This window comes from Methylobacterium trifolii (genome assembly GCF_022179685.1).
In the GTDB taxonomy this organism is placed as follows: Bacteria; Pseudomonadota; Alphaproteobacteria; order Rhizobiales; family Beijerinckiaceae; genus Methylobacterium; species Methylobacterium trifolii.
The window spans coordinates 14,000-35,057 of record NZ_BPRB01000058.1; the positions used below are offsets into that span (position 1 = coordinate 14,000).

The 21,058-nt window shown below is 70.5% G+C and carries 19 protein-coding genes; 7 read left to right on the plus strand and 12 right to left on the minus strand.

Annotated elements, in window-relative coordinates; all coding sequences use genetic code 11:
- Window positions 1-68: 68 nt before the first annotated feature.
- The 3 genes from dctP to COGEMETH_RS05320 are packed head-to-tail and all read left to right on the plus strand — an operon-like array spanning window position 69 to window position 3,123.
- On the plus strand, window positions 69-1,091 hold the full coding sequence (gene dctP, locus COGEMETH_RS05310) for a TRAP transporter substrate-binding protein DctP (RefSeq protein ID WP_238181565.1): 1,023 nt from the start codon (window positions 69-71) through the stop codon (window positions 1,089-1,091).
- Window positions 1,088-1,774: a TRAP transporter small permease gene (locus COGEMETH_RS05315; RefSeq protein ID WP_238181566.1), complete on the plus strand. Its 687-nt coding sequence runs from the start codon at window positions 1,088-1,090 to the stop codon at window positions 1,772-1,774. The genes dctP and COGEMETH_RS05315 overlap by 4 nt, the downstream gene beginning before the upstream one ends.
- Entirely contained in the window at window positions 1,771-3,123 is a 1,353-nt protein-coding gene (locus COGEMETH_RS05320) for a TRAP transporter large permease (protein WP_238181567.1), read from the plus strand. Before COGEMETH_RS05315 ends, COGEMETH_RS05320 begins: the two co-directional genes overlap by 4 nt.
- 446 nt (window positions 3,124-3,569) lie before the next feature.
- Here COGEMETH_RS05320 and COGEMETH_RS05325 read toward each other — a convergent pair whose 3' ends face one another.
- From COGEMETH_RS05325 to COGEMETH_RS05345, 5 genes are all read right to left on the minus strand, one after another.
- Entirely contained in the window at window positions 3,570-4,382 is an 813-nt protein-coding gene (locus COGEMETH_RS05325) for an enoyl-CoA hydratase/isomerase family protein (RefSeq protein ID WP_238181568.1), read from the minus strand.
- 28 nt (window positions 4,383-4,410) lie between these two features.
- Complete coding sequence (locus tag COGEMETH_RS05330) at window positions 4,411-5,634, minus strand: CaiB/BaiF CoA transferase family protein (protein ID WP_238181569.1); 1,224 nt, start codon at window positions 5,632-5,634, stop codon at window positions 4,411-4,413.
- Window positions 5,635-5,647: 13 nt separating this feature from the next.
- On the minus strand, window positions 5,648-6,943 hold the full coding sequence (locus COGEMETH_RS05335) for an MFS transporter (protein WP_238181570.1): 1,296 nt from the start codon (window positions 6,941-6,943) through the stop codon (window positions 5,648-5,650).
- 281 nt (window positions 6,944-7,224) lie between these two features.
- Window positions 7,225-8,481 (minus strand): MFS transporter, encoded by a 1,257-nt coding sequence (locus COGEMETH_RS05340; protein WP_238181571.1) that lies wholly within the window; start codon window positions 8,479-8,481, stop codon window positions 7,225-7,227.
- A 337-nt stretch (window positions 8,482-8,818) separates the two neighbouring features.
- A complete protein-coding gene (locus COGEMETH_RS05345; protein WP_238181572.1) occupies window positions 8,819-9,070 on the minus strand; it encodes a hypothetical protein in 252 nt (83 codons plus the stop codon).
- Window positions 9,071-9,517: 447 nt separating this feature from the next.
- On the opposite strand from COGEMETH_RS05345, the gene COGEMETH_RS05350 reads away from it, so the two are divergent.
- Window positions 9,518-10,465, plus strand: a complete 948-nt coding sequence (locus COGEMETH_RS05350; RefSeq protein ID WP_238181573.1) for a L,D-transpeptidase family protein — start codon at window positions 9,518-9,520, stop codon at window positions 10,463-10,465.
- 58 nt (window positions 10,466-10,523) lie between these two features.
- Here COGEMETH_RS05350 and glpX read toward each other — a convergent pair whose 3' ends face one another.
- The 3 genes from glpX to COGEMETH_RS05365 all read right to left on the minus strand — a co-directional run bounded on the left by glpX (window position 10,524) and on the right by COGEMETH_RS05365 (window position 13,828).
- Window positions 10,524-11,516 carry a class II fructose-bisphosphatase gene (gene glpX, locus COGEMETH_RS05355; protein WP_238181574.1) on the minus strand — a complete coding sequence of 331 codons (993 nt, stop codon included), beginning with the start codon at window positions 11,514-11,516 and terminating at the stop codon, window positions 10,524-10,526.
- Between the two features lie 151 nt (window positions 11,517-11,667).
- On the minus strand, window positions 11,668-12,990 hold the full coding sequence (locus COGEMETH_RS05360; protein WP_238181575.1) for a homoserine dehydrogenase: 1,323 nt from the start codon (window positions 12,988-12,990) through the stop codon (window positions 11,668-11,670).
- 136 nt (window positions 12,991-13,126) lie between these two features.
- Window positions 13,127-13,828, minus strand: coding sequence for a ceramidase domain-containing protein (locus COGEMETH_RS05365; RefSeq protein WP_238181576.1), 702 nt, complete (start codon window positions 13,826-13,828; stop codon window positions 13,127-13,129).
- Window positions 13,829-13,922: 94 nt separating this feature from the next.
- Between COGEMETH_RS05365 and xth the strand changes: the two genes are divergently transcribed.
- The 3 genes from xth to COGEMETH_RS05380 are packed head-to-tail and all read left to right on the plus strand — an operon-like array spanning window position 13,923 to window position 15,652.
- Window positions 13,923-14,714 (plus strand): exodeoxyribonuclease III, encoded by a 792-nt coding sequence (gene xth / locus COGEMETH_RS05370; protein ID WP_238181577.1) that lies wholly within the window; start codon window positions 13,923-13,925, stop codon window positions 14,712-14,714.
- Between the two features lie 56 nt (window positions 14,715-14,770).
- Entirely contained in the window at window positions 14,771-15,394 is a 624-nt protein-coding gene (locus COGEMETH_RS05375) for a glutathione S-transferase family protein (protein WP_238181578.1), read from the plus strand.
- 21 nt (window positions 15,395-15,415) lie between these two features.
- Window positions 15,416-15,652 carry a hypothetical protein gene (locus COGEMETH_RS05380; protein ID WP_238181579.1) on the plus strand — a complete coding sequence of 79 codons (237 nt, stop codon included), beginning with the start codon at window positions 15,416-15,418 and terminating at the stop codon, window positions 15,650-15,652.
- A 101-nt stretch (window positions 15,653-15,753) separates the two neighbouring features.
- Here the strand turns inward: COGEMETH_RS05380 and COGEMETH_RS05385 are convergent, their stop codons facing one another.
- The 4 genes from COGEMETH_RS05385 to COGEMETH_RS05400 form a co-directional block, all read right to left on the minus strand.
- Window positions 15,754-16,650 (minus strand): tetratricopeptide repeat protein, encoded by an 897-nt coding sequence (locus tag COGEMETH_RS05385; protein ID WP_238181580.1) that lies wholly within the window; start codon window positions 16,648-16,650, stop codon window positions 15,754-15,756.
- Window positions 16,637-18,367, minus strand: a complete 1,731-nt coding sequence (ilvD, locus tag COGEMETH_RS05390; protein ID WP_238181581.1) for a dihydroxy-acid dehydratase — start codon at window positions 18,365-18,367, stop codon at window positions 16,637-16,639. Before ilvD ends, COGEMETH_RS05385 begins: the two co-directional genes overlap by 14 nt.
- Window positions 18,368-18,670: 303 nt before the next feature.
- Entirely contained in the window at window positions 18,671-19,459 is a 789-nt protein-coding gene (gene eutC / locus COGEMETH_RS05395) for an ethanolamine ammonia-lyase subunit EutC (protein WP_238181582.1), read from the minus strand.
- Window positions 19,460-19,511: 52 nt separating this feature from the next.
- Window positions 19,512-20,891, minus strand: a complete 1,380-nt coding sequence (locus COGEMETH_RS05400; protein ID WP_238181584.1) for an ethanolamine ammonia-lyase subunit EutB — start codon at window positions 20,889-20,891, stop codon at window positions 19,512-19,514.
- Window positions 20,892-21,058: the final 167 nt, after the last annotated feature.

Genomic DNA, 21,058 nt, shown 5'->3' on the forward strand with positions numbered 1-21,058 from the left:
ACGCAACAAGAATACCGTGTGCGTCGCAACAACAACCAGCCGTCGCTTGTGCGGCGCGGGAGAACGCCATGACGCCGACACGCCGCACGCTGCTGTCCGCAGGGCTCGCCGCCCCGGTCGTCCTGAGGTTCGGGCTCGGCGCCGCCCAGGCCGCCACCACCCTGAAGCTGTCCCACCAGTTCCCCGGCGGCACGATCGACGAGGGCGACTTCCGCGATCGGATGTGCCGGAAGTTCGCGGCCGCGATCGCGGAGCGCTCGAAGGGCGCCATGGAGGTCCAGGTCTATCCCGGCTCCTCCCTGATGAAGACGAACGCGCAGTTCGGCGCCATGCGCAAGGGCGCCCTCGACATGTCGCTCTACCCGAGCCCCTATGCGGGGGGCGAGGTGCCGGAGACGAATATCGGCCTGATGCCGGCGCTCGTCACCTCCTACGCGCAGGGGCTGGCCTGGAAGACGGCACCGGTGGGCAGGAAGCTCGCCGAGATCTTCGATGCCAAGGGCATCGTCCTCGTCTCCTGGGTCTGGCAGGCCGGCGGGGTCGCGAGCCGCGAGCGCCCCCTGGTGGTGCCCGAGGACGCCAAGGGCATGAAGGTCCGCGGCGGCTCCCGCGAGATGGACATGATGATGAAGCAGGCGGGCGCGGCCACCCTGTCGATCCCCTCGAACGAATCCTACGCCGCGATGCAGACGGGCGCGTGCGATGCCGTCATCACCTCCTCCACCAGCCTGATCTCCTTCCGCCTGGAGGAGCTCTCCAAGTCCCTGACCTCGGGCCGCGAGCGCTCCTACTGGTTCATGCTGGAGCCGATCATGATGTCCAAGATCGTGTTCTCGGGCCTGCCCAAGGACCAGCAGGACCTGATCATGACGGTGGGCGCCGAACTCGAATCCTTCGGGCAGGCCGGCGCCAAGGCCGACGACACCCGCGTCGAGGAGGTGTTCGGCAAGGCCGGCGCCAAGGTCTCGACCCTCGACGAGGCGACGCTGGGCAAGTGGCGCGACATCGCCCGCGACACCGCGTGGAAGGACTACGCCGCCAAGAACGCCAACTGCGCCGAACTCCTCAAGCTCGCGGAGCAGGTCGCGTGAGCCATGCCTTCGACGCGGCCTCCGCCAGCGCCGAGACGAAGGGCGCCGAGGCGCCCCGCGTTCCGGGCGTCCTCGGCGTGCTCGATCGGGCGCTGCGAGGCTTCAACGGCGTGATCATGCTGCTCGGCGGCGCGGCGCTCGTCGGTGCCTGCCTCGTCCTGAGCTACAGCGTCGTGGTGCGCTACCTGCTCAAGGAGCCGACCGAGTGGCAGGACGAGATGGCGGTGTTCCTGATCGTGGGCGCCACCTTCTTCTCGGCCGCAGCCGTGCAGGCCAAGCGCGGCCACGTGGCGATCGAGGCCCTGACCGGGCTGCTGTCGCCGGCCGTCAACCGGGCGCGGCTGCTGACGGCGGACGTGATCAGCCTCGTCTTCTGCATCTTCTTCGCCTGGAAGAGCTGGTCCCTGGACCACGAGGCCTGGGTCGACGGGCAGGTCTCCCAATCGACCTGGGGGCCGCCCCTGTGGATTCCCTATACCCTGATGGCGGCGGGCATGAGCCTGCTCTGCCTGCAATTCGCCCTCCAGATCGCCGAGGCGCTGGCCTACGGGCCCGGCAGCGCCGGCTGGGCCAAGCCGAAAGTCGGCCTGGGTGCCGACCTCAACACGAACAGGTCCGACGTGCCGCTCGTGGAGCCGGGCCACGCCGAGAACGCACACACCGGGACGGGATCTCCGCAATGAGCACCGCCGCGATCGGCTTCCTCTATGCGGGTGCGACGCTCGGCGCGATGCTGGCCGGCATCCCCATCGCCTTCGCGCTGGGCTTCGTCGCCCTGGCCTTCATGTACGCGTTCATGCCCGCCGCCTCCCTCGATACGGTGGCGCAGAACGTCTACGAGGAGATGGCCTCGATCACCCTGCTCTCGATCCCGCTCTTCATCCTGAAGGGCGCGGCGATCGGGCGTTCTCGCGCCGGCCAGGACCTCTACTCGGCGATGCATGCCTGGATGCACCGCATCCCCGGGGGCTTGGGCATCGCCAACGTCTTCGCCTGCGCGCTGTTTGCCGCCATGGCGGGGTCGAGCCCGGCCACCTGCTCGGCCATCGGCTCGGCCGGCATCCCGGAGATGCGCAAGCGCGGCTACTCGCCGGGCTTCGCGGCCGGGATCATCGCGGCCGGCGGCACGCTCGGCATACTGCTGCCGCCCTCCATCACCATGATCCTCTACGCGGTGGCCGCCGAGCAGTCGCTGGGCCGGCTGTTCCTGGCCGGGATCGGGCCGGGGCTGCTGCTGGTGGGGCTGTTCGCCTCCTGGGCCGTCTTCCGCTTCCGTGCGGAATACGCCTCCGCCAAGGCCGCCTTCGAGCGCGACGGCACGACCTCGCCGATCCTGGCCGACGACAGCTACAGCATGCGCCAGCGCTTCTCGACGCTGCCGCGGGTGCTGCCCTTCGTCGTGCTGCTCACCGGCGTGATGGTGGCCCTCTACGGCGGCTACGCCACGCCCTCGGAGACGGCCGGCCTCGGCGGCCTCCTGGCGCTCGGGCTGATCGCCGTCATCTACGGCGTCTGGCGCCCGAAGGACGTCAGCCCGATCCTCACGGCGACTTTGCGCGAATCGACCATGCTGATGCTGATCATCGGCATGTCGCTGCTCTACGCCTACGTGATGAGTTACCTGCACATCTCGCAGTCGGCTGCGGCCGGCATCGTGGCGATGCAGCTCTCCCCCTGGGTGCTGCTGGTGACGATCCTCGCCCTGGTGATCGGGCTGGGCTTCTTCCTGCCGCCGGTCTCGATCATCCTGATGACGGCGCCGATCATCCTGCCGCCCCTCAAGACGGCGGGCTTCGACCTCGTCTGGTTCGGGGTGGTGATGACGATCACCATGGAGATGGGCCTGATCCACCCGCCCGTGGGCCTCAACATCTTCGTCATCAAGAACATCGCCCCCGACATCCCCTTGGGCGACATCATCTGGGGAACGATCCCCTTCGTCATCCTGATGGCGGTGGCGATCCTGGTGCTCTGCCTCGTGCCGGGCATCGCCCTCTGGCTGCCGGACCTGCTGCTGCCGTCCACGCGGTAGCGCGGGCAGACCGGGGTCTTTTCGCGGATATGCCCAAGGGAGCTGGCGTGGGTTCTTCCCTCGCCCCTTTGCGGGAGAGGGTGGCCCGAGAGCTAAGTCGGGAGAGCGGAGCGACGCGTCCGGATACAGCGCTCCCCTCTCCCGACCCTCGCGTGAGCCGAGTGCCACCCTCTCCCGCAAAGGGACTACGGGGTACACGGGTTTTGACTGACTGCGATCCTGAGCCAATCCTGGCTCGCGCGCTGCCCTCCCCCCTCTGCGGGAGAGGGACGCGCGCTATGACAGGCCTCCCAGACTAAATTGTAAAACCTGTGTAGACCGTAGGCAAAGGGGGGAGGGAAGCGTGCGAGGCGGCATTCGATCGGTGCCGCGGTCTATGTCGGTCGGCACGACGAACCGAAAGAAGACAGCACTTAGTGCACCCGAAGCACGCGTCCGACCTTGCCTCAGCGCCCCTCCCAGTCCGGCGCCCGCTTGCCCAGGAACGCTTCCATGCCCTCGCGAAAATCCCGGCTCATGTAGCACATCAGGATCAGGTCATCGCCCGGATGCGGCGCGCCCTCGGCGACCGCTTCGGCTTCGGCGAGGCGCCGCAGGCCCTCCTTGGTGGCCTGCATGGTCAGCGGCGCGTGGCCGGCGAGCAGGGTCGCGAGCGCCGCCACCCGGTCCTGGAGGGCGGCGGCGTCCGCCACGACCTCGCCGACGAGGCCGATGGCCAGCGCCTCCTCCGCCCCGACGAGGCGGGCGGTGAAGAGGATATCCTTGACGCGGGCCGGGCCGATCAGGTCCGAGAGTCGCTTGAGGTTGCCCTGCGACAGGCAATTGCCCAGGGTGCGCGCGATCGGGAAGCCGAAGCGCGCGTCGCGGGTCGCGACCCGCAGGTCGCAGGCGGCCGCGATCGCCGCCCCGCCCCCCGTGCAGGCCCCGGCGATCGCCGCGATGGTCGGCACGCGCAGGCGCTCCAGGCTGCCGAGCACCCGGTCCATGAAACGCTCGTAGCCGAGCGCGTCCTCGGGGGTCTCGAAGCTGCGGAACTGGGCGATGTCGGTGCCGGCCGCGAACGCCTTGTCCCCCGCCCCGGTGATGACCAGCGCCTTGACCGAGGGGTCCTGCGCGATGCGCTCGCAGGCATCGACGAGGCCCTGGTACATGGCGAAGGTCAGCGCGTTGCGGGCCTGCGGCCGGTTGAGCACGAGACGGCTGATCCCGGCCTCGTCCGTGGTGAACAGGAGTTCGTCGGTCGGAGCTGTCTGGGTCATCGGCGCGCCTTCGGAAGGTTCGTGAGGGTCAGGCCACCGTCTCGCCCACGGTGCCCGCCGCGATCAAGCCGTCGATGGCAGGTTCATCGTAGCCCGCCGCGCGCAGGATGGCGCGGCTGTGCTCGCCGAGCAGGGGCGCCGGCCCGTGCACCCGGCCCGGCGTGGCGGAGAACTTCACCGGCAGGCCCAGCGTCGCCATCCGCCCGGCGCGGGAATGGTCGACCTGGACGACCATCTCGCGGGCCAGGGTCTGCGGGTCGCGGTGCATGGCGTTGACGTCGAGCACCGGCCCGGCCGGGACGCCGCCCGCCTCCAGCCGCGCGAGCCAGTCCTGCGAGGAGGCGCCGCGGAAATGCGGTGCCAGGGCGGCAGCGAGGTGCAGGCGGTTGGCCATGCGGTCGCGGTTCTGCGCGAAGCGGGGGTCGGCCGCGAGGTCCTCGGCGCCGAGGACGGTGAGCAGCCGCAGCCAGTTGGTCTGGTTGGCCGCCCCGATGGTGATCCAGCCATCCGCCGTCTCGAACGCCTCGTAGGGCGCATTGAGGGGATGGGCCGAGCCCATCGGGCCCGGCGCGGTGCCGGTGGCCATGGCGATGGCCGATTGCCAATAGGTCTGGATGATCCCGGCCTCGAACAGGGACGTGTCCACCGCCTGCCCCTCCCCCGTCTTGAGCCGGTGGGTGTAGGCGGCGAGCACCCCCATCGCCGCGAGGATGCCGGCGGTGATGTCCGTGACCGGCGGCCCGCACTTCATCGGCGGCCGCCCCGGCCCCTCGCCGGTGACGCTCATCAGGCCGCTCATGCCCTGCGCCACCAGATCGAAGCCCGCCCGCTCGGCATAGGGGCCGGTGCGGCCGAAACCCGACAGCGAGCAATAGACCAGCGCGGGAAAATCCTTCCGCAGGGTCTCGTAACCGAGGCCCAGCCGCTCCATCGTGCCGGCGCGGTAGTTCTCGATCAGGATGTCGGCGTCCGCGAGAAGCCGGCGCAGCACGTCCTTGCCGGCCGCGCTCTTGAGGTCGAGACTGATGCCGCGCTTGCCCCGGTTCATCATCATGTAGGCCGCGCTCTCGCCTTCGAGCGCCGGCGGGATCGAACGGCGGGTGTCGTCGCCGCCGTCGATCTTCTCGACCTTGATCACGTCGGCGCCCATGTCGCCGAGCATCAGGCCGCAGACCGGGCCGGCCATGATGTGGGCGAGTTCCACCACCCTGACGCCGACGAGCGGCCCCGTCCTCTCCGATGTTCCCGTCATCGCTGCCCCCGTCTCAGCGCACGGGCGCTGCCGCGGCCGGCGGGATCATGGCGCTCGGCTCCGGAGCCTCCATGAAGGGGCGCTCGGGATGCATGGTGAAGGCCAGCGCCGCGCCGAGCAGGCAGAGGCCGATCGAGCCGGCGAAGGGCAACGTCCAGTCCCCGGTCATGTCGACGACGAGGCCGAACACGATCGGGGAGACGATGGCCGCGATCGCCGAGCCGGTGTTCATCAGCCCGCTCGCGGTGCCGGCGTATTGGGGCGCGATGTCCATGGGCACGGACCAGATCGGCCCGATCACCAGTTCGGCGAAGAAGAAGCCGGAGCTGAGGAGCAGGGCCACCGCGGTGAGGTCCTTGGTGAAGAACACCCCCGTCAGGCTCGCGGCGGCCCCGAGGAATCCGACGACGATGATCGAGAGGCGCGCCAGCTTGATGCTGCCGGTGCGTTTCAGAATCCCGTCGCTGAGCACGCCGCCGAGCGTGTCGCCGACCACGCCCGCGAAGAACACGCCCGAGGCGAACAGGGCCGAATTCTTCAAATCGAGGCCGTAGCTCTGCTTGAAGAAGCTCGGCAGCCAGCCGAGGAACAGCCACAGGGTCCAGCCGTAGCAGAAATAGGTGACCGTCACCGGCAGGATGCGCCGGGTCAGCGCCCCCCACGGCACCGACTGCTTCGCCCCGACCTTGCGCGGCGGCGGCAGGGCGTCGAGTTCGGCTTGCGTGATGGCCTTGTGGTCGGAGGGGTCGTCGCGGAAGTAGGCGTACCAGATTACGACCCAGACGAAGCTGATCGCGCCCAGGATCACGAAGCTGGAGCGCCAGCCGAAATGGTAGATCAGGAAGGCGACGATGGGTGGCGCCACCGCGTTGCCGAGCCGCGCGAAGGCGTGGGTGATGCCCTGAGCGAAGCCGCGTCGGCCGGGCGCCGTCCAGTTCTGCATGGCGCGGGTGGCGGTGGGGAAGGTCGCGCCCTCGCCGAAGCCGAGCAGCACGCGGGCCAGGAACAGGCTGACGAGGCCGCCCACGAACCCCGTGAGGATGGTCGCCGAGGCCCAGATCAGCCCGCAGACCAGGAGCGTGCGCCGGGCCCCGAAGCGGTCTCCGACCGAGCCGCCGATCACCTGGAAGATGGCGTACGGGTAGGCGAAGGCCGAGAGGATCAGGCCGAACTGGGTGTTCGACATGCCGAGATCCTGGATGATCACGGCGCCCGCGGTGGCGATGTTCACCCGGTCGAGATAGGTGATGAAGTACATCAGGCAGAGCAGGAACAGCACGCTGTTCGTGGCGCTCAGGCGCTTGATCATGGGCGGCGTCCTCGGGCGTTCCTCGCGCGCGGCCGCCGTTGCCCGGCGATCCGCAGCCCGTCAGGTCCGCCTAGGCGGCCCGATCGGCTTTTTGCATGCGATATCCAATAGCGTCTCCGAAGGACGGCGCGCAACGGCACCACCGTGAATTGAATCCGTGCGCCCTGCCGGCCCGGGGTCGTGAACGCAAAACGGGAGCCCGTGGCTCCCGTTCGCGCGCCGGCCGGCATCCCGGCCATTCGGTCTGTCCCGCGGGCGGACGAGGCCGCCCGCGGTCGGTGTCAGATCCCGGCAGGCTCCATGCCGCCGCTGGGCATCGGCCGGCCGGCGGGAGTCTCCAGCACCTTGCCGCGCGGGCCGACCCAGGTGCCGACCCACTTGCGCTGGAACAGGAACAGGCAGCCGAGCACGATCGCCGCGAATACCGCGTAGCCGACGAAGCCGGTGGCGAAGGAGCCGGTATACTGCTTGGACAGGCCCATCACGTTCGGCAGGATCGCCCCGCCCAGCGCTCCGACCTCGCCGATCATCGAGCCGGCCACCGCGGTGTTCGTGGGCCAGCGCAGGGGCACGAGCTGGAACAGCGCCCCGTTGCCGGCGCCGAGCGCCGCGAAGCACAGCATGAACAGCATGGTGGTGAGCACGAGCGAGGGCGCCGCGGTCAGGGCCAGGAACGAACCGATGGCCGCCATCAGCACCACGGAGAGGACCAGGATTCCGCCCATGCGGTCGGCGAAGTAGCCGCCGACGATGCGGATGCCGGAGCCCATCAGGGCGGCCAGCATGGTCAGGCGCCCGGCCTCGACCTTGGTCACGGCGAACTGCTCGTAGAAGAAGGTCGGCAGGAAGTTCGACAGGCCGATGAAGCCGCCGAAGGTGATGATGTAGATCAGCGAGAAGGCCCAGCCGTCCTTGGTGAACAGGCAGGAGACGTGGTCCTTGAAGGACTGGTGCTCCAGGTCCGGCGGCTCCTTGGCGAGGACGATCATCACGACCAGCGGGATCGCCATGACCAGGCCGGCGAAGCCGTAGACCGTCTGCCAGCCATAGGCCTGGGCGAGCGGCGGCGCGAACAGCACGGCGAGCACGGTGCCCGAATTGCCGGCGCCCGCGATGCCCATCGCCAGACCCTTGTGCTCCGGCGGGAACCAGCCCGAGCCGAGGGAGAGGGCCACGCCGAAGGAGGCGCCGGCGATGCCGAGCAGCACGCCCATGGCCAGCACGTCGTCGTAGCTCGACACGAAGAAGAAGCCGTAGGCCATCGCGAGCATGATGACGCTCATCTCGGTGATCGCGGCGTTCTTGCGGCCGATGTACTGGGCCAGCACGCCCAGCGGGAAGCGCATGATCGCGCCGGCCAGGATCGGCAGGGAGATCATGAAGCCGGTCTGGGCCGGGGTGAGCTTGTAGGTCTCGGTGATGAACGGGCCCATGGCGCCGTTGAGCACCCAGATGGCGAAGCAGAAATCGAAATAGAGGAAGGCGGAGAACAACGTCGGGGGATGACCCGACTTCATCACGGTCTTGAAGCTCGCCATCGTGGGTGCTCGTCTCGAGTCGGCGGCGCGCGAGGGCGACCGCTCATGCCGGGGGGACCGGACACACACCGTCCGCTTTGCGGAGCGCCGTTGCCCCGCGTGCCGCATGGGAAGCGACGGCGTGTGCGATGCAGCAAGCGTGCCAGATCACGGATGCGCGCGGTGCCGTCCCGGACCGCGGCACGAGGCGGGACATCGCTCCGGACAATCTCGAACGGCTGCCGTGCAGGGAGGCAGCCATGCCCACGAATCGGGCCGACTCCCATTTCCGGTTGCCCGGCGCCGGCGCTAAGCCACCGGCGCCGCCGCAGCGATCTCCGACCCGGCGGGGAGCGTGCTAGCGGCAGGTGCTGATCGTCTTGACGACCCAGCCCTCGTCGGCCTGCCAGAGCTTGCGCCGCGTGCGGCTGCAGGTCGGCGCCTGCGCGACGCCCGCGGTCCAGGCCCCGGCCGGCTCGGCCTCCGCCTCCGCCGGCCTCGGAGCCGACGCGGAGCGGCGTGCCTCTGCCGGGGTTCCGGCCAAGGTTCCGACCAGGCAGGCCAGCGCCAGGGCGAGGCAGGCCGCGCGGGCGGGGAACGGGAGCGCCACGGGAGAAATCCGGGTTCGAGGAGGCCGATCCGCCGTCCTTCCTCCGCGGCGGAGCCCGACGCAACGGGCCGGCATGAGATTCTCGCAGTTCTGTCCGTAATCCTCGGTTTGGGTGAATGCCCGGGCGGTAGAATCCGCTTGGTGGCCCTGCCGTGCGATCATTTCGCCGCGAGCCGCAGGCGCCGGCTCCTGCTTGGTCCGGACACGGACGGGCAAGTCCAGGCCGGGTGAAGTCACATAAAGCGTTGCATGAAATCGACGCTCGCGAAGATCACGCGCTTTCGCGGCCCCGCCGGGACGATCGGAAGCGGGGTTGCGGGTGACGCCGGCCCCGCGATCTTGCTAAACCCTGCGGGACACGAGCTTGGCCTTGCTGTGCAAGCCGGTCGAGCCGGCCGCTCTCTCCCGACGAAGGCGGCCGCGATTGACAGGGACGTCTCGAAAACCATGTCCGACTTCATGCGCCGCACCCTGCTCATCGGCTCGACGGCGGGCCTCGCGCTCCTCGCCGCGACCGCTCCCGGCCATGCCCAGCGCGGTGCCCCGCCGCCGTCCGATGCCATCGACGGCTATGGCGGCTACGACGACGACCGGCTCTACCAGGACCAGAACGGCGCCCTCTACCGCCGCCGCGGCGGCCGCTACGAGCCCTATGCCGGCCGCGTCGAGGGCGGCCGCCCGGTCCCCGACCGCCCCGGCGCTCCGGCCCTGCGCCGCAGTGCCGAGCGGCCTCCGGTGGAGGCGCCGGAGGCCGAGACGGTGCCGGGCCAGCCGGGACCGGCCGTGAACCCGGCGATGAAGGCCGCCGTCGAGCGGCCGGCCGACGACGGCCCGATCGATTACGCCCGCGCCTACGCCCCGATCGCCGACGACCCGTTCCCGGTACCGGCCTTCAACTACAAGAAGACGAACCCGGCCTACCTGCGCCAGGAGATCGCCTATACCGGCTCCTACGAGCCCGGCACGATCGTGATCGACCCGCGCGCCCACCAGCTCACCCTGGTGCAGCCCAACGGCCGCGCCCGGCGCTACGGCGTCGGCGTCGGCAAGCAGGGCTTCTCCTGGTCCGGCATCTCGACGGTCAACTCGAAGCAGGCATGGCCCGACTGGTATCCGCCCAAGGAGATGATCGCCCGCCGGCCGGACCTCGCCGGCCAGGTCTCGAAGCTCCAGAGCGGCGTGGGCGTGCCGGGCGGCAGCCGCAACCCGCTCGGCGCCCGCGCCATGTACCTGTGGCAGGGCAACAAGGACACGCTCTACCGCATCCACGGCACGACCGAGCCGGAATCGATCGGCAAGAGCGTCTCGTCGGGCTGCATCCGGATGATCAATCAGGACGCCATCGACCTGTTCAGCCGCGTCAGCGTCGGCGCCAAGGTCGTCGTCCTGAACTGATTTTTTGGGAGTCTCGGACCGGCTCCTTCGCGGCGCCGGTCCCTCGATCGCCGGCCGGTCAGTCCCCGAAGGCGGCCGGCCGGCGATGTTCGCCCAGGATGCGGCGGACGGTGCCGGTGGCCGAGCGGTAGACCACCGTCTCGGTCTCGATCACCCCCGGCTTGAAGCGCACGCCACGCAACAGCGCCCCGTCCGTGACGCCGGTGGCCGCGACGATCACGTCGCCGCGGGCGAGGTCGGCGAGGCCGTATTTCCGGTTCGGATCGGTGATGCCCATGCCCTCGGCCCGGCGGCGCTTGTCCGCGCTGTCGAGGATCAGCCGCGCCTGCATCTGGCCGCCGGTGCAGCGGAGCGCGCCTGCCGCAATCACGCCTTCCGGCGCCGCACCGGTGCCGAGATAGAGGTCGATGCCGGTCTCCTCCGGGCTCGTGGTGAAGATGATGCCGGCGATGTCACCGTCGGAGATCAGGCGCACGGCCGCGCCCGTGGCGCGCACCGCCGCCACCAGCGCGGCGTGGCGCGGCCGGTCGAGGATGATCGCGGTGATCTGGGCCGGTGCCACGCCCTTGGCGCGGGCGAGTGCCGCGATGTTGTCGGCGGGGCTCGCGTCGAGGTCGATCAGACCGTCCGGGTAGCCGGGGCCGATGGCGATCTTCTGCATGTAGACGTCCGGCGCCGCGAGCAGGCTGCCGCGCTCGGCCATCGCCATCACCGCGATGGCGCCCGGCATGTCCTTGGCGCAGAGCGTCGTGCCTTCCAGCGGATCGACGGCGAGGTCCACGGACGGGCCTTCGCCGCTGCCGAGGCGCTCGCCGATGAACAGCATCGGCGCCTCGTCGCGCTCGCCCTCGCCGATCACCACGATCCCGTCGATGGGCAGGCTGTTGAGTTCGGCACGCATGGCATCGACGGCGGCCTGGTCGGCCTCCTTCTCGTTGCCCTGCCCGCGCAGGCCGGCGGCGGCGATGGCCGCGCGCTCCGTCACGCGCGCAAGTTCGAGGGCGAGCGTGCGCGCGACAACGCGCGAGCCCTGTGTGAGCGCCTCAGCCATCGTTTCCTCGACCTCGTCGGGCTCGCGGTTCGTCCCCGATGCCCGTCATCTACAGCCTAGGGGAGCCGGCGCCTGCCCGAAACAAGCTGGGTGGACCGTTTTTGCGGTCGTGAGCAGCTATTTTCAGGTCCGTGCGCGGAAAACCCCGGGCCTATTCCCGCTCGATGCGAATCAACTGCGGCGATTCTGCGAGCAGACCGTCCGCAGCGATGGCGTCCAGCGCCGAGCGGATGTTCCCCTCGGTGGCCGCGTAGGTGATCAGCACCAGCGGCACCGGCCGGCCGGAGCGTCCGCGCGGGTCGTTCGTCGCCGCGCTCTCGGTCCGGCGCTGGAGGATGCTCTCGATCGAGATCTCGCGCTCGGCCATCCGCGTCGCCACGCCGGCGGCGACGCCGGGCCGGTCGTGCACGGTGAGGCGGATGTAGTAGCCGCCCTCGTGGCGCTGCATCTCGACGCGGGAGGCGGGGCGGAGCTGCGCGCTCGGCCGCCCGAAGCCGGGGCGCACCAGCCCGCAGGCCACGTCGGCGATGTCGGCGACCACCGCGGAGGCGGTGGCCTCGCCGCCCGCGCCGGGACCGATCAGGGTGAGTTCGCCGACCGCGTCCGCATCGACCGTCACGGCATTGGTCACGCCCATCACCTGGGCGATGGCCGAGGATTTCGGCACCATGGTCGGGTGGACGCGCTGCTCGATGCCGCCCTCGGCCAGTTGGGCGACGCCCAGCAGCTTGATGCGGTAGCCGAGTTCGTCGGCCATCTTCAGGTCCAGAGGCTGGACGCCGGAGATGCCCTCGACGGAGACGCCTTCGGCGTCGACCACGGTGCCGAAGGCGAGGCTCGTCAGGATCGCGAGCTTGTGGGCGGTGTCGAAGCCCTCCACGTCGAAGGTCGGGTCGGCCTCGGCGTAGCCCAGCGCCTGCGCGTCCTTGAGGCAGGCCTCGAAGGTCAGGCCCTCGCGCTCCATCCGCGTCAGGATGTAGTTGCAGGTGCCGTTGAGGATTCCGTAGACGCGGCTGACCGCGTTGCCGGGCAGGCCCTCGCGGATCGCCTTGATGACGGGGATGCCGCCGGCCACCGACGCCTCGAAGGCCAGGGCGACGCCGTTGCCCTCGGCGAGCCGCGCCAGGGCCGCGCCGTGATGGGCGAGAAGCGCCTTGTTGGCGGTGACGACGTGCTTGCCGGCCGAGAGCGCCGCCTCGACCACGGCCTTGGCCGGCCCGTCAGAGCCGCCGATCAGTTCGACCACGCAGTCGATGTCGGGCGCGCGCGCCAGTTCGACCGGATCGTCGAACCATTGCACGGCGGAAAGGTCGAGGCCGCGGTCGCGGCCACGGTCGCGGGAGGAGACGGCGGTGACGCGGATGTCGCGCCCGGTGGCGGCGGCCAGCGCCTCGGCGCGGCGGCCCACCATGCGGACGACGGAGGCACCGACGGTGCCGAGGCCGGCGACGCCGAGGCGGAGGCTCTGAGTCATGAATCCTTCCGTGGCCGGAGCGCCGCGGCCGATCGCTCGGGTTCGGCGGGCGTGCATCGCTGTTCGTGGGCCGCGCCGGCTGCGGCGGGCACTTCTGCAACGATTCCCTGGACGCCGCAAGGAACGGCCGTGCGCCTCAGGCCCTGCCCGCGCGCGTCCGGTCGCGCAGGGCGGTCGCGATCAGGCCGTAGAGCACGCCCGCGTTGAGGAGGTGCCAGAGGGCGTGCGTGCCGAGGGGGTAGGCGGCGCACGCCGCACGGTCGAAGGTCCGGAACGCCAGGGACAGGAGGAAGAGCCCGGCGATCGCGGCCAGGCGCAGTCCCGCCGCGCGGCGCGCCGGACGATCCCGCCGGGCCAGGAGGGCGCCCGCGACCCCGGCGAGAGCCAGTGCGGCGGGCAGGTACTCGACCGAGCCGTTGGCGAACTCCGTCGACGGGCGGCCGGTGACGGCTTCGATGGCCGGTCCGAGTCCGAACCCGAAGGCGGCGAAAGCCAGGGTTGCCAGTGCCGCCCCCGCCCGGCCGAGGCCGAGGAAACGGTGCAGGGCGAGGAAGAAATAGGCGTGGATGAACAGGGCGATCGGCACCACGTCTGCCAGCATCGTCCAGCGCACGGCCAGGGTGTGGAACAGGAACGAGCCGAGGCCGACGAGGCCCGTGAGGGCCGCGAGCCCCAGGCAGGCGGGATCGCGCGCGGGCGACGTCCGCTCGCGGACAACCGCGAGGCCGGCAGCAACGAGAAAGGCGGCGTTCGAGACGGCGTTCAGGGGTTCGGCCCAGAAACCGGGACCGCCCCGCTCGCAATAGGCGCGGATGGGCTCGAACCAGTCCAACGCCATCCCCGCGCCTCTGCCGAACTCCGACTTTCCGCGCCCTTGCCACGCCCGCGCGAAGGCCCGATGACGGGCGCCGCCGGCCGTCGGAACTGGATCGATGCGGATCACCACCTGGAACGTCAACTCGATCAAGCAGCGGGTCGGGCACCTGCTCGCCTTCCTCGACGAGGCCAAGCCCGACGTGGTCTGCCTTCAGGAACTGAAGTGCCAGGACGACGCATTCCCGCGGGCCGAGATCGAGGCGGCGGGCTACGCCGTCGAGACGCAGGGGCAGAAGGCCTATAATGGCGTCGCCCTGCTGGTACGGGCGCCGCTCGCCCTGTCCGCGGTGCGGCGCGGCCTGCCGGGCGACGCCGACGACGTGCAGGCCCGCTACATCGAGGCCGTGGTCGGAGGCGAGGATTGCGCGCCCGTGCGGGTGGCTTCGATCTACCTGCCCAACGGTAATCCGGTGGCCAGCGAGAAGTACCCCTACAAGCTCGCCTTCCTGGAGCGGCTGCGGCGCCACGCCCGCGCCCTCCTGGCGGACGAGGTTCCGGTGGTGCTGGCCGGCGACTACAACGTGATCCCCGAGCCCGAGGATGCGGCCGACCCAGAGGCGTGGCGCCAGGACGCCCTGTTCCTGCCTCAGACCCGCGCGGCCTACCGCACCCTGCTCGCCGAGGGCTACACCGACGCGCTGCGCGCCTGCGACCCGCGGAACGGCCTCTACACCTTCTGGGACTACCAGGCCGGCTGCTGGCCCCGGAACCAGGGCATCCGCATCGATCACCTCCTGCTCTCCCCCCAGGCCGCCGACCGCCTGGTCTCGGCCTCGGTCCAGCGGCACCTGCGCGCCCTGGAGAAGCCCTCCGACCACGTGCCGGTGACGATCGCGCTGGCCGATTGAGAAGCGTCGCCGGTTCCGTGCTACGAGGCGCCCCCGCCACGAAGGAAACGACACGCATGATCGTCTACGGCACCGGCTACTCGCCGTTCGTCCGCAAGGTTCTGGTCGCCCTCCATGAGAAGGGCGTCGCCTACGACCACACGCCCTGCATGTTCCACGATCCCGATCAGGCGTTCCAGGCGGCGAGCCCCTTCGGCAAGATCCCGGCGATCGACGTGGACGGGTTCAAGCTCGCCGATTCTTCCGCCATCCTGTTCTATCTCGAGCGCAGGCACCCGGCCCCGGCCCTGATCCCGAGCGATCCCGAGGCTGCCGGCCGCGCGGTCTGGTTCGACAAGTTCGGCGACACGGAACTCTTCGCCAAGCTGGTGGTGCCCTTCGTCGAGCGTGTGCTGAAGCCGACCATGCGCAAGGTTCCCGGCGACGCGGCCGCCGTGGCCAAGGCGCTCGGCGAGGACCTTCCGCCGCTGTTCGACTACCTCGAAGGGGAGATCGCCGGTCCGTACCTCGCCGGCGACGCCTTCGGCATCGCCGACATCTCGGTCGCGACGGGCTTCTACAACTTCCGCCTGGCGGAGTGCTCGGTCGATTCCGGCCGCTGGCCGAAGCTCGCCGCCTACGTCGAGGCGACGCTGGCACGGCCGTCCTTCGTGAAGGCCTGCGCCGCGCGCAAGGGCTGAACAGGGACGACCGGACAAGCCGTGGGTCCGGTCCGGATCGAGCGGATCAAGCTGACCGCGAACGACCTCAACACCGCGGCAGGCGGCCTCTTCACGGCGGGCGTCGTCGCGCCGCTCGCGGCGGCGGTCTTCGGCGTGACCGGACCCGCGGGCGGCCTGTCGGCGTTGACACTGGTGCTCGGCGTCGCAATCTTCCTGTGTGCGAGCGTGGCGCTACACGCCGCCGCTCGCCTCGTGCCGAAGGGCCTGGGTCCATGACGGACATCCAGATCGTCGCCTTCATCGTCGCTCCCCTGATGGGGGTCGCCGTCGGCTGGGGCGTGGCCCTGTGGGCACGCCACGCCGCCTGAGAGGCCCGCTCAGCGCCGCCGCTTGATCGAGCCGACCGTCTGCATCTGGGTCTGCGCCTCGGTCCGGTCGTCCTCGTTGGCGCCCGCCCAGTTCTTCTCGTAGAGGGCGACGATCCAGGAATCCTTGCTGCCCTGAACGCCTTCGCGGGCGAGCGAGAGCCACATCAGGCCGCGCACCCGCTGCACCGGCACGCCACCCATGCCGTTGACCAGGATGTCGCCGAGCAGCGCCTGGGCCGAATGGTGCCCCTTCTCCGCGGCGAGGTTGAACCAGCGCGCGGCCTGCCGCGCGTCGGCCTCGACGCCGTTGCCGTCGAGATAGAGCCGGGCGAGGTTGTACTGCGCGTTCGGGTCGCCGAAATACGAGGCCGCGTAGTTGAACATGTCGTAGGCCCGCTCCGGGTTCGGGCGCACGTAGGTGCCCTTGATCCCGTCGAGGAAGTAGGCGCCGAGCGCCGTGAAGGCGCTGGCCGTCACGGCGGAGGTCTGCGCCTCCGGCCCGTCGTCGGTCGATGAATCGGCGATGCGCGAGAAGAACTCGAACGCCTTGAGGTCGTCGTGGGGTACGCCGTCCCCTTCCGCGTACATGCGGCCGAGCTTCCACAGGGCCAGGGCGTGGCCCTGGCCGGCGGCGTATTCGAGGGCGCGGGCGGCGCCTTCCTTGTCGCCCGCATTGTACTCGCGCACGCCCGCCCGCAGGGCGTCCCTGGCCGAGCGGTAGCCCTTCTCGGGCACCGGCGTGCGCACGCTCGCGTCGAGCGCCTGAGACGCCGGGGCCGAGAGCAGCAGGAACGCCGCCGCGGCTGCGCCGAACACGGCGCGATGCAGGCGTCCCTGGAGAGGCCGACAGGGATCGGCCCCGGCCGGGCGCGGGGCCCGGCTAAGGTCAGTCCTAGACGTCCGCATAGGTCTGCGTCTCCTTGGCGCCGCCCGGATGGGTGACGGCACCGTTCACTGCCGGGCCGACGCCCTGCGCGTACTTCCAGAGGTAGCCGGAGGTCGCGGAATTGGTGCGCGGCTCCCAGGCCTTGCGGCGCTCGGCCAGCTCCGCGTCCGAGAGCGCCACGTCGAGGGTTCCCTCGATCGCGTCGAGCGTGATCATGTCGCCGTCGCGCAGCAGGCCGATCGGGCCGCCGATCGCCGCCTCGGGCCCGACATGGCCGACGCAGAAGCCGCGGGTCGCGCCGGAGAAGCGGCCGTCGGTGATGAGCGCGACCTTGTCGCCCATGCCCTGGCCGTAGAGCGCCGCCGTGGTCGAGAGCATCTCGCGCATCCCGGGGCCGCCCTTCGGGCCCTCGTAGCGGATGACCAGAACGTCGCCCTCCTTGTAGGTGCGCTTCTGCACCGCCTCGAAGCAGGCTTCCTCGCCGTCGAAGACGCGGGCGGGGCCGGTGAACACCTGCTTCTCGGCTGGCATGCCGGCGACCTTCACGATCGCGCCCTCTGGGGCGAGGTTGCCCCTGAGGCCGACGACGCCGCCGGTGGGCGTGATCGGGCTGTTGGCCGGGCGGACCACGTCCTGGTCCGGGTTCCAGCGCACGCGCTCCATGTTCTCGGCGATGGTGCGGCCGGTGACCGTCATGCAGTCCCCGTGCATGAAGCCGTGGTCGAGCAGCGTCTTCATCAGGATCGGGATGCCGCCGACCTCGAACATGTCCTTGGCGACGTAGCGCCCACCGGGCTTCAGGTCGGCGATGTACGGCGTGCGGCGAAAAATCTCGGCCACGTCGAACAGGTCGAAGGCGATGCCGCATTCGTGGGCGATCGCCGGCAGGTGGAGCGCCGCGTTGGTGGAGCCGCCCGAGGCGGCGACCACGGTGGCCGCGTTCTCCAGGGCCTTGCGGGTGACGATGTCGCGCGGGCGGATGCCCTTGGCGAGCAGCTCCATCACCTTCTCGCCGGCGGTGGCGCAGAACTGGTCGCGGATCTCGTAAGGGGCGGGCGCTCCGGCCGAGTAGGGCAGCGCCAGGCCGATCGCCTCGGAGACGGTCGCCATGGTGTTGGCGGTGAACTGCGCGCCGCAGGCCCCGGCCGAGGGGCAGGCGACCTGCTCCAGCTCGTCGAGGTCCTCGAGGCTCATGTCGCCGACCGCGACCTTGCCGACCGCCTCGAACAGGTCCTGCACCGTGACCGGCCGGCCGCGGAAGGAGCCGGGCAGGATCGAGCCGCCGTAGATGAAGATCGAGGGCACGTTGAGGCGCACCATCGCCATCATCATGCCGGGCAGGGACTTGTCGCAGCCGGCAAGACCCACGAGGGCGTCGTAGGCGTGGCCGCGCATGGTCAGCTCGACGGAATCGGCGATGACCTCGCGCGACGGCAGCGAGGCGCGCATGCCCGCATGCCCCATGGCGATGCCGTCGGTGACGGTGATGGTACAGAACTCGCGCGGAGTGCCGTGGGCGGCGGCCACGCCCTTCTTCACGGCCTGGGCCTGGCGCATCAGCGAGATGTTGCAGGGGGCGGCCTCGTTCCAGCACGAGGCCACGCCGACCAGCGGCTGGTGGATCTGCTTCTTGGTCAGGCCCATCGCGTAGAGATACGAGCGGTGGGGGGCACGGTCCGGCCCTTCCGTGACGTGACGGCTCGGAAGCTTCGACTTGTCGTTCAAACGCGCGTCCATGACCTGTCCCGGACCTCGACCTGCTTCGTCCCGCGAAAGGGCCCCGCAAGGGTGCGAACAGGGATCGCGCATCGCCATCCGACGATGCGCGCGGGGCCTGGTCGCGCGCTCTTGGAATCCTTCGTAACCGATGGGTAAATCGTTGCAGAGACTGCCGTTTACCGCGGATGCTGAGGTGGTCCCGGTTTATGGCGGGATCGCGGCGGATGAGGGCGGGTCTCGGGGCAAACCTGGGATGCTTTCGCGGTGTTGCGACCTCGCCACAGCCACGCTTGGGCCCCTGATGCCGGGTCTCCGGAGCCCTCAGGCGTCCGGCAACGTCTCCGCCCGGGCGGGCCCCGCGAGCGCCCGGTCGCTCTCGTCCTTCAGCCGGACGCCGGTGAGGCCCCGCGCGAAGGCCTGCGTCAGCAGCCAGTTCAGCTTGAACGCCGCAAGGTCGTGGGCGAGCCCGGCCGGGCGCACGTTCGAGATGCAGTTGCGTTCGGCATCCGACCGGCCGGGGCGCGGATCGAAGGTGAGGTAGAGGCCGAGGCTGTCGGGCGAGGACAGACCGGGCCGCTCGCCGATCAGCACCGCCACCGCGCGGGCCTTCAGGGCCGCTCCGATGGCATCGCCGAGCGCCACCCGCGCCTGAACGGCCACGACCACCGGCGCGAGGCTCCAGCCGGCCTTTGCGACGTGAGGCCGGAAGGCTGCGAGGAACGGTTCTGCCCCTTCGTGCACGGCCCGCGCCGAGAGCCCGTCCGCGACCACGATGGCGAGGTCGGCCGAGGGCGGCGCGGCCGCCTCCAGGACCGTGCGGCCTTCGTCCGAGAGGCGGCGGCCGTGATCGGGCCGGCGCAGGTAGGCGGCGCGGTCGGCCGCCTGCGAGACGACCGTCAGCGTCTCGAACCCCAGCGCCCCGATGCCGTCGGCGACGGCCTGCGCATCCATCGGCGTGTGCACGGCATCGCGCGCCTGGGCGTGGGCGAGGCCGAAGCGCAGCACCTCCCGCGTCGGCAAGCCGCTGCCGGCCCGGCCGAGGCCGATCCGGGCGGGCGTGAGCTTGGCCAGCCGGGTCCAGATGTCGTCCGGGTCTCCGGCGCCGGTCACGCTGCCGCTCCGCACCAGCCAATCGCGACGGTCCGGCCGGATCGCGGCGCCCTCACGCGGCAAGCTCCGGAGCCGAGGTCAGCAGCGGGCCGCCGCCGCCCGGCAGGAGCACGCCCTGCCCGTCCGTCAGGCCCATGGCATGCAGCCAGGCCTCGAACTCGGGTGCGCGCTTCAATCCCAGAACCTCACGGACGTAGAGGGAATCGTGGAACGAGGTGGATTGGTAGTTGAGCATCACGTCGTCGGCGCCGGGCACGCCCATGACGTAGGTGCAGCCGGCCGCACCCAGAAGGGTCAGGAGCGTGTCCATGTCGTCCTGGTCGGCCTCGGCGTGGTTGGTGTAGCAGACGTCCACGCCCAGGGGCACGCCCATCAGCTTGCCGCAGAAATGGTCCTCCAGCCCGGCGCGGATGATCTCCTTGCCGTCGTAGAGATATTCGGGGCCGATGAAGCCGACCACCGTGTTGACCAGCAACGGCCGGAAGGCCCGCGCCACCGCGTAGGCGCGGGCCTCCAGGGTCTGCTGGTCGATGCCGTGATGGGCGTCGGCCGAGAGCGCCGAGCCCTGCCCGGTTTCGAAATACATGCAGTTGTCGCCGAGCGGCCCGCGCTTCAGGGCGAGCGCGGCCTCGTGCGCCTCCTTCAGGATGGCCAGCGTCACGCCGAAGCTGGCGTTGGCCCCTTGCGTACCGGCCACCGACTGGAACACGAGGTCCACCGGCAGGCCCCGCTCCATCGCCTCCAGGGTGGTGGTGACGTGGGTGAGCACGCACGCCTGCGTCGGGATGTCGTGGCGGCGGATCAGATCGTCGAGGAGGTGCAGGAGGCCGCCCAGCGCGGACACGGAATCGGAGGCCGGGTTGATGCCGATGACGGCATCGCCGCAGCCATAGGCCAGCCCGTCGAGGATGGACGCCGTGATCCCGGCCGGGTCGTCGGTGGGGTGGTTGGGCTGGAGTCGTACGGCGAGCGTGCCCGGCAGGCCGATGGTGTTGCGGAATTTCGTGACGACCCGGCACTTCCTGGCCACCAGGATCAGGTCCTGGTTGCGCATGATCTTGGACACGGCCGCCGCGATCTCGGGCGTTACCGCCGGGGCGATGCGCGCCAAGGCTTCCGACGAGGCCGTGAGCAAAAACTCGCGAAAGTCGCCGACGGTGAGGTGGGCGATCTCGGCGAAGGCCCTCGTGTCGTGGGTATCGAGGATCAGCCGGGTGACGTCGTCGGCCTCGTAAGCGATCAGCGGCCGGGCGAGGATGTCCTTGAGGGGCACGTCGGCGAGGCACCAGCGGGCGGCCGAGCCCTCCTCGGCCGATTCCGCGGCGATGCCGGCGAGCCGGTCGCCGGAGCGGATCGGCGTCGCCTTGGCCATCAGCACGGCCAGGTCGGAGAACGCCCAGCTGCGCGGGCCGACGACGTGGCGGTAGGCCATGGCGATCCCCTCCATCCACGACGCGCCCCTCTCCCCTCCGCGGGCTACCCTATTCGCACCTCTCGCGAGGCCGGCGGAGGAGGCGCGGGTCCCCTCTCCCGTGCGGGAGAGGGACAGGGTGAGGGATGCGACCTCACCGGAGAAACCCGGGCCCTCACCCCAACCCT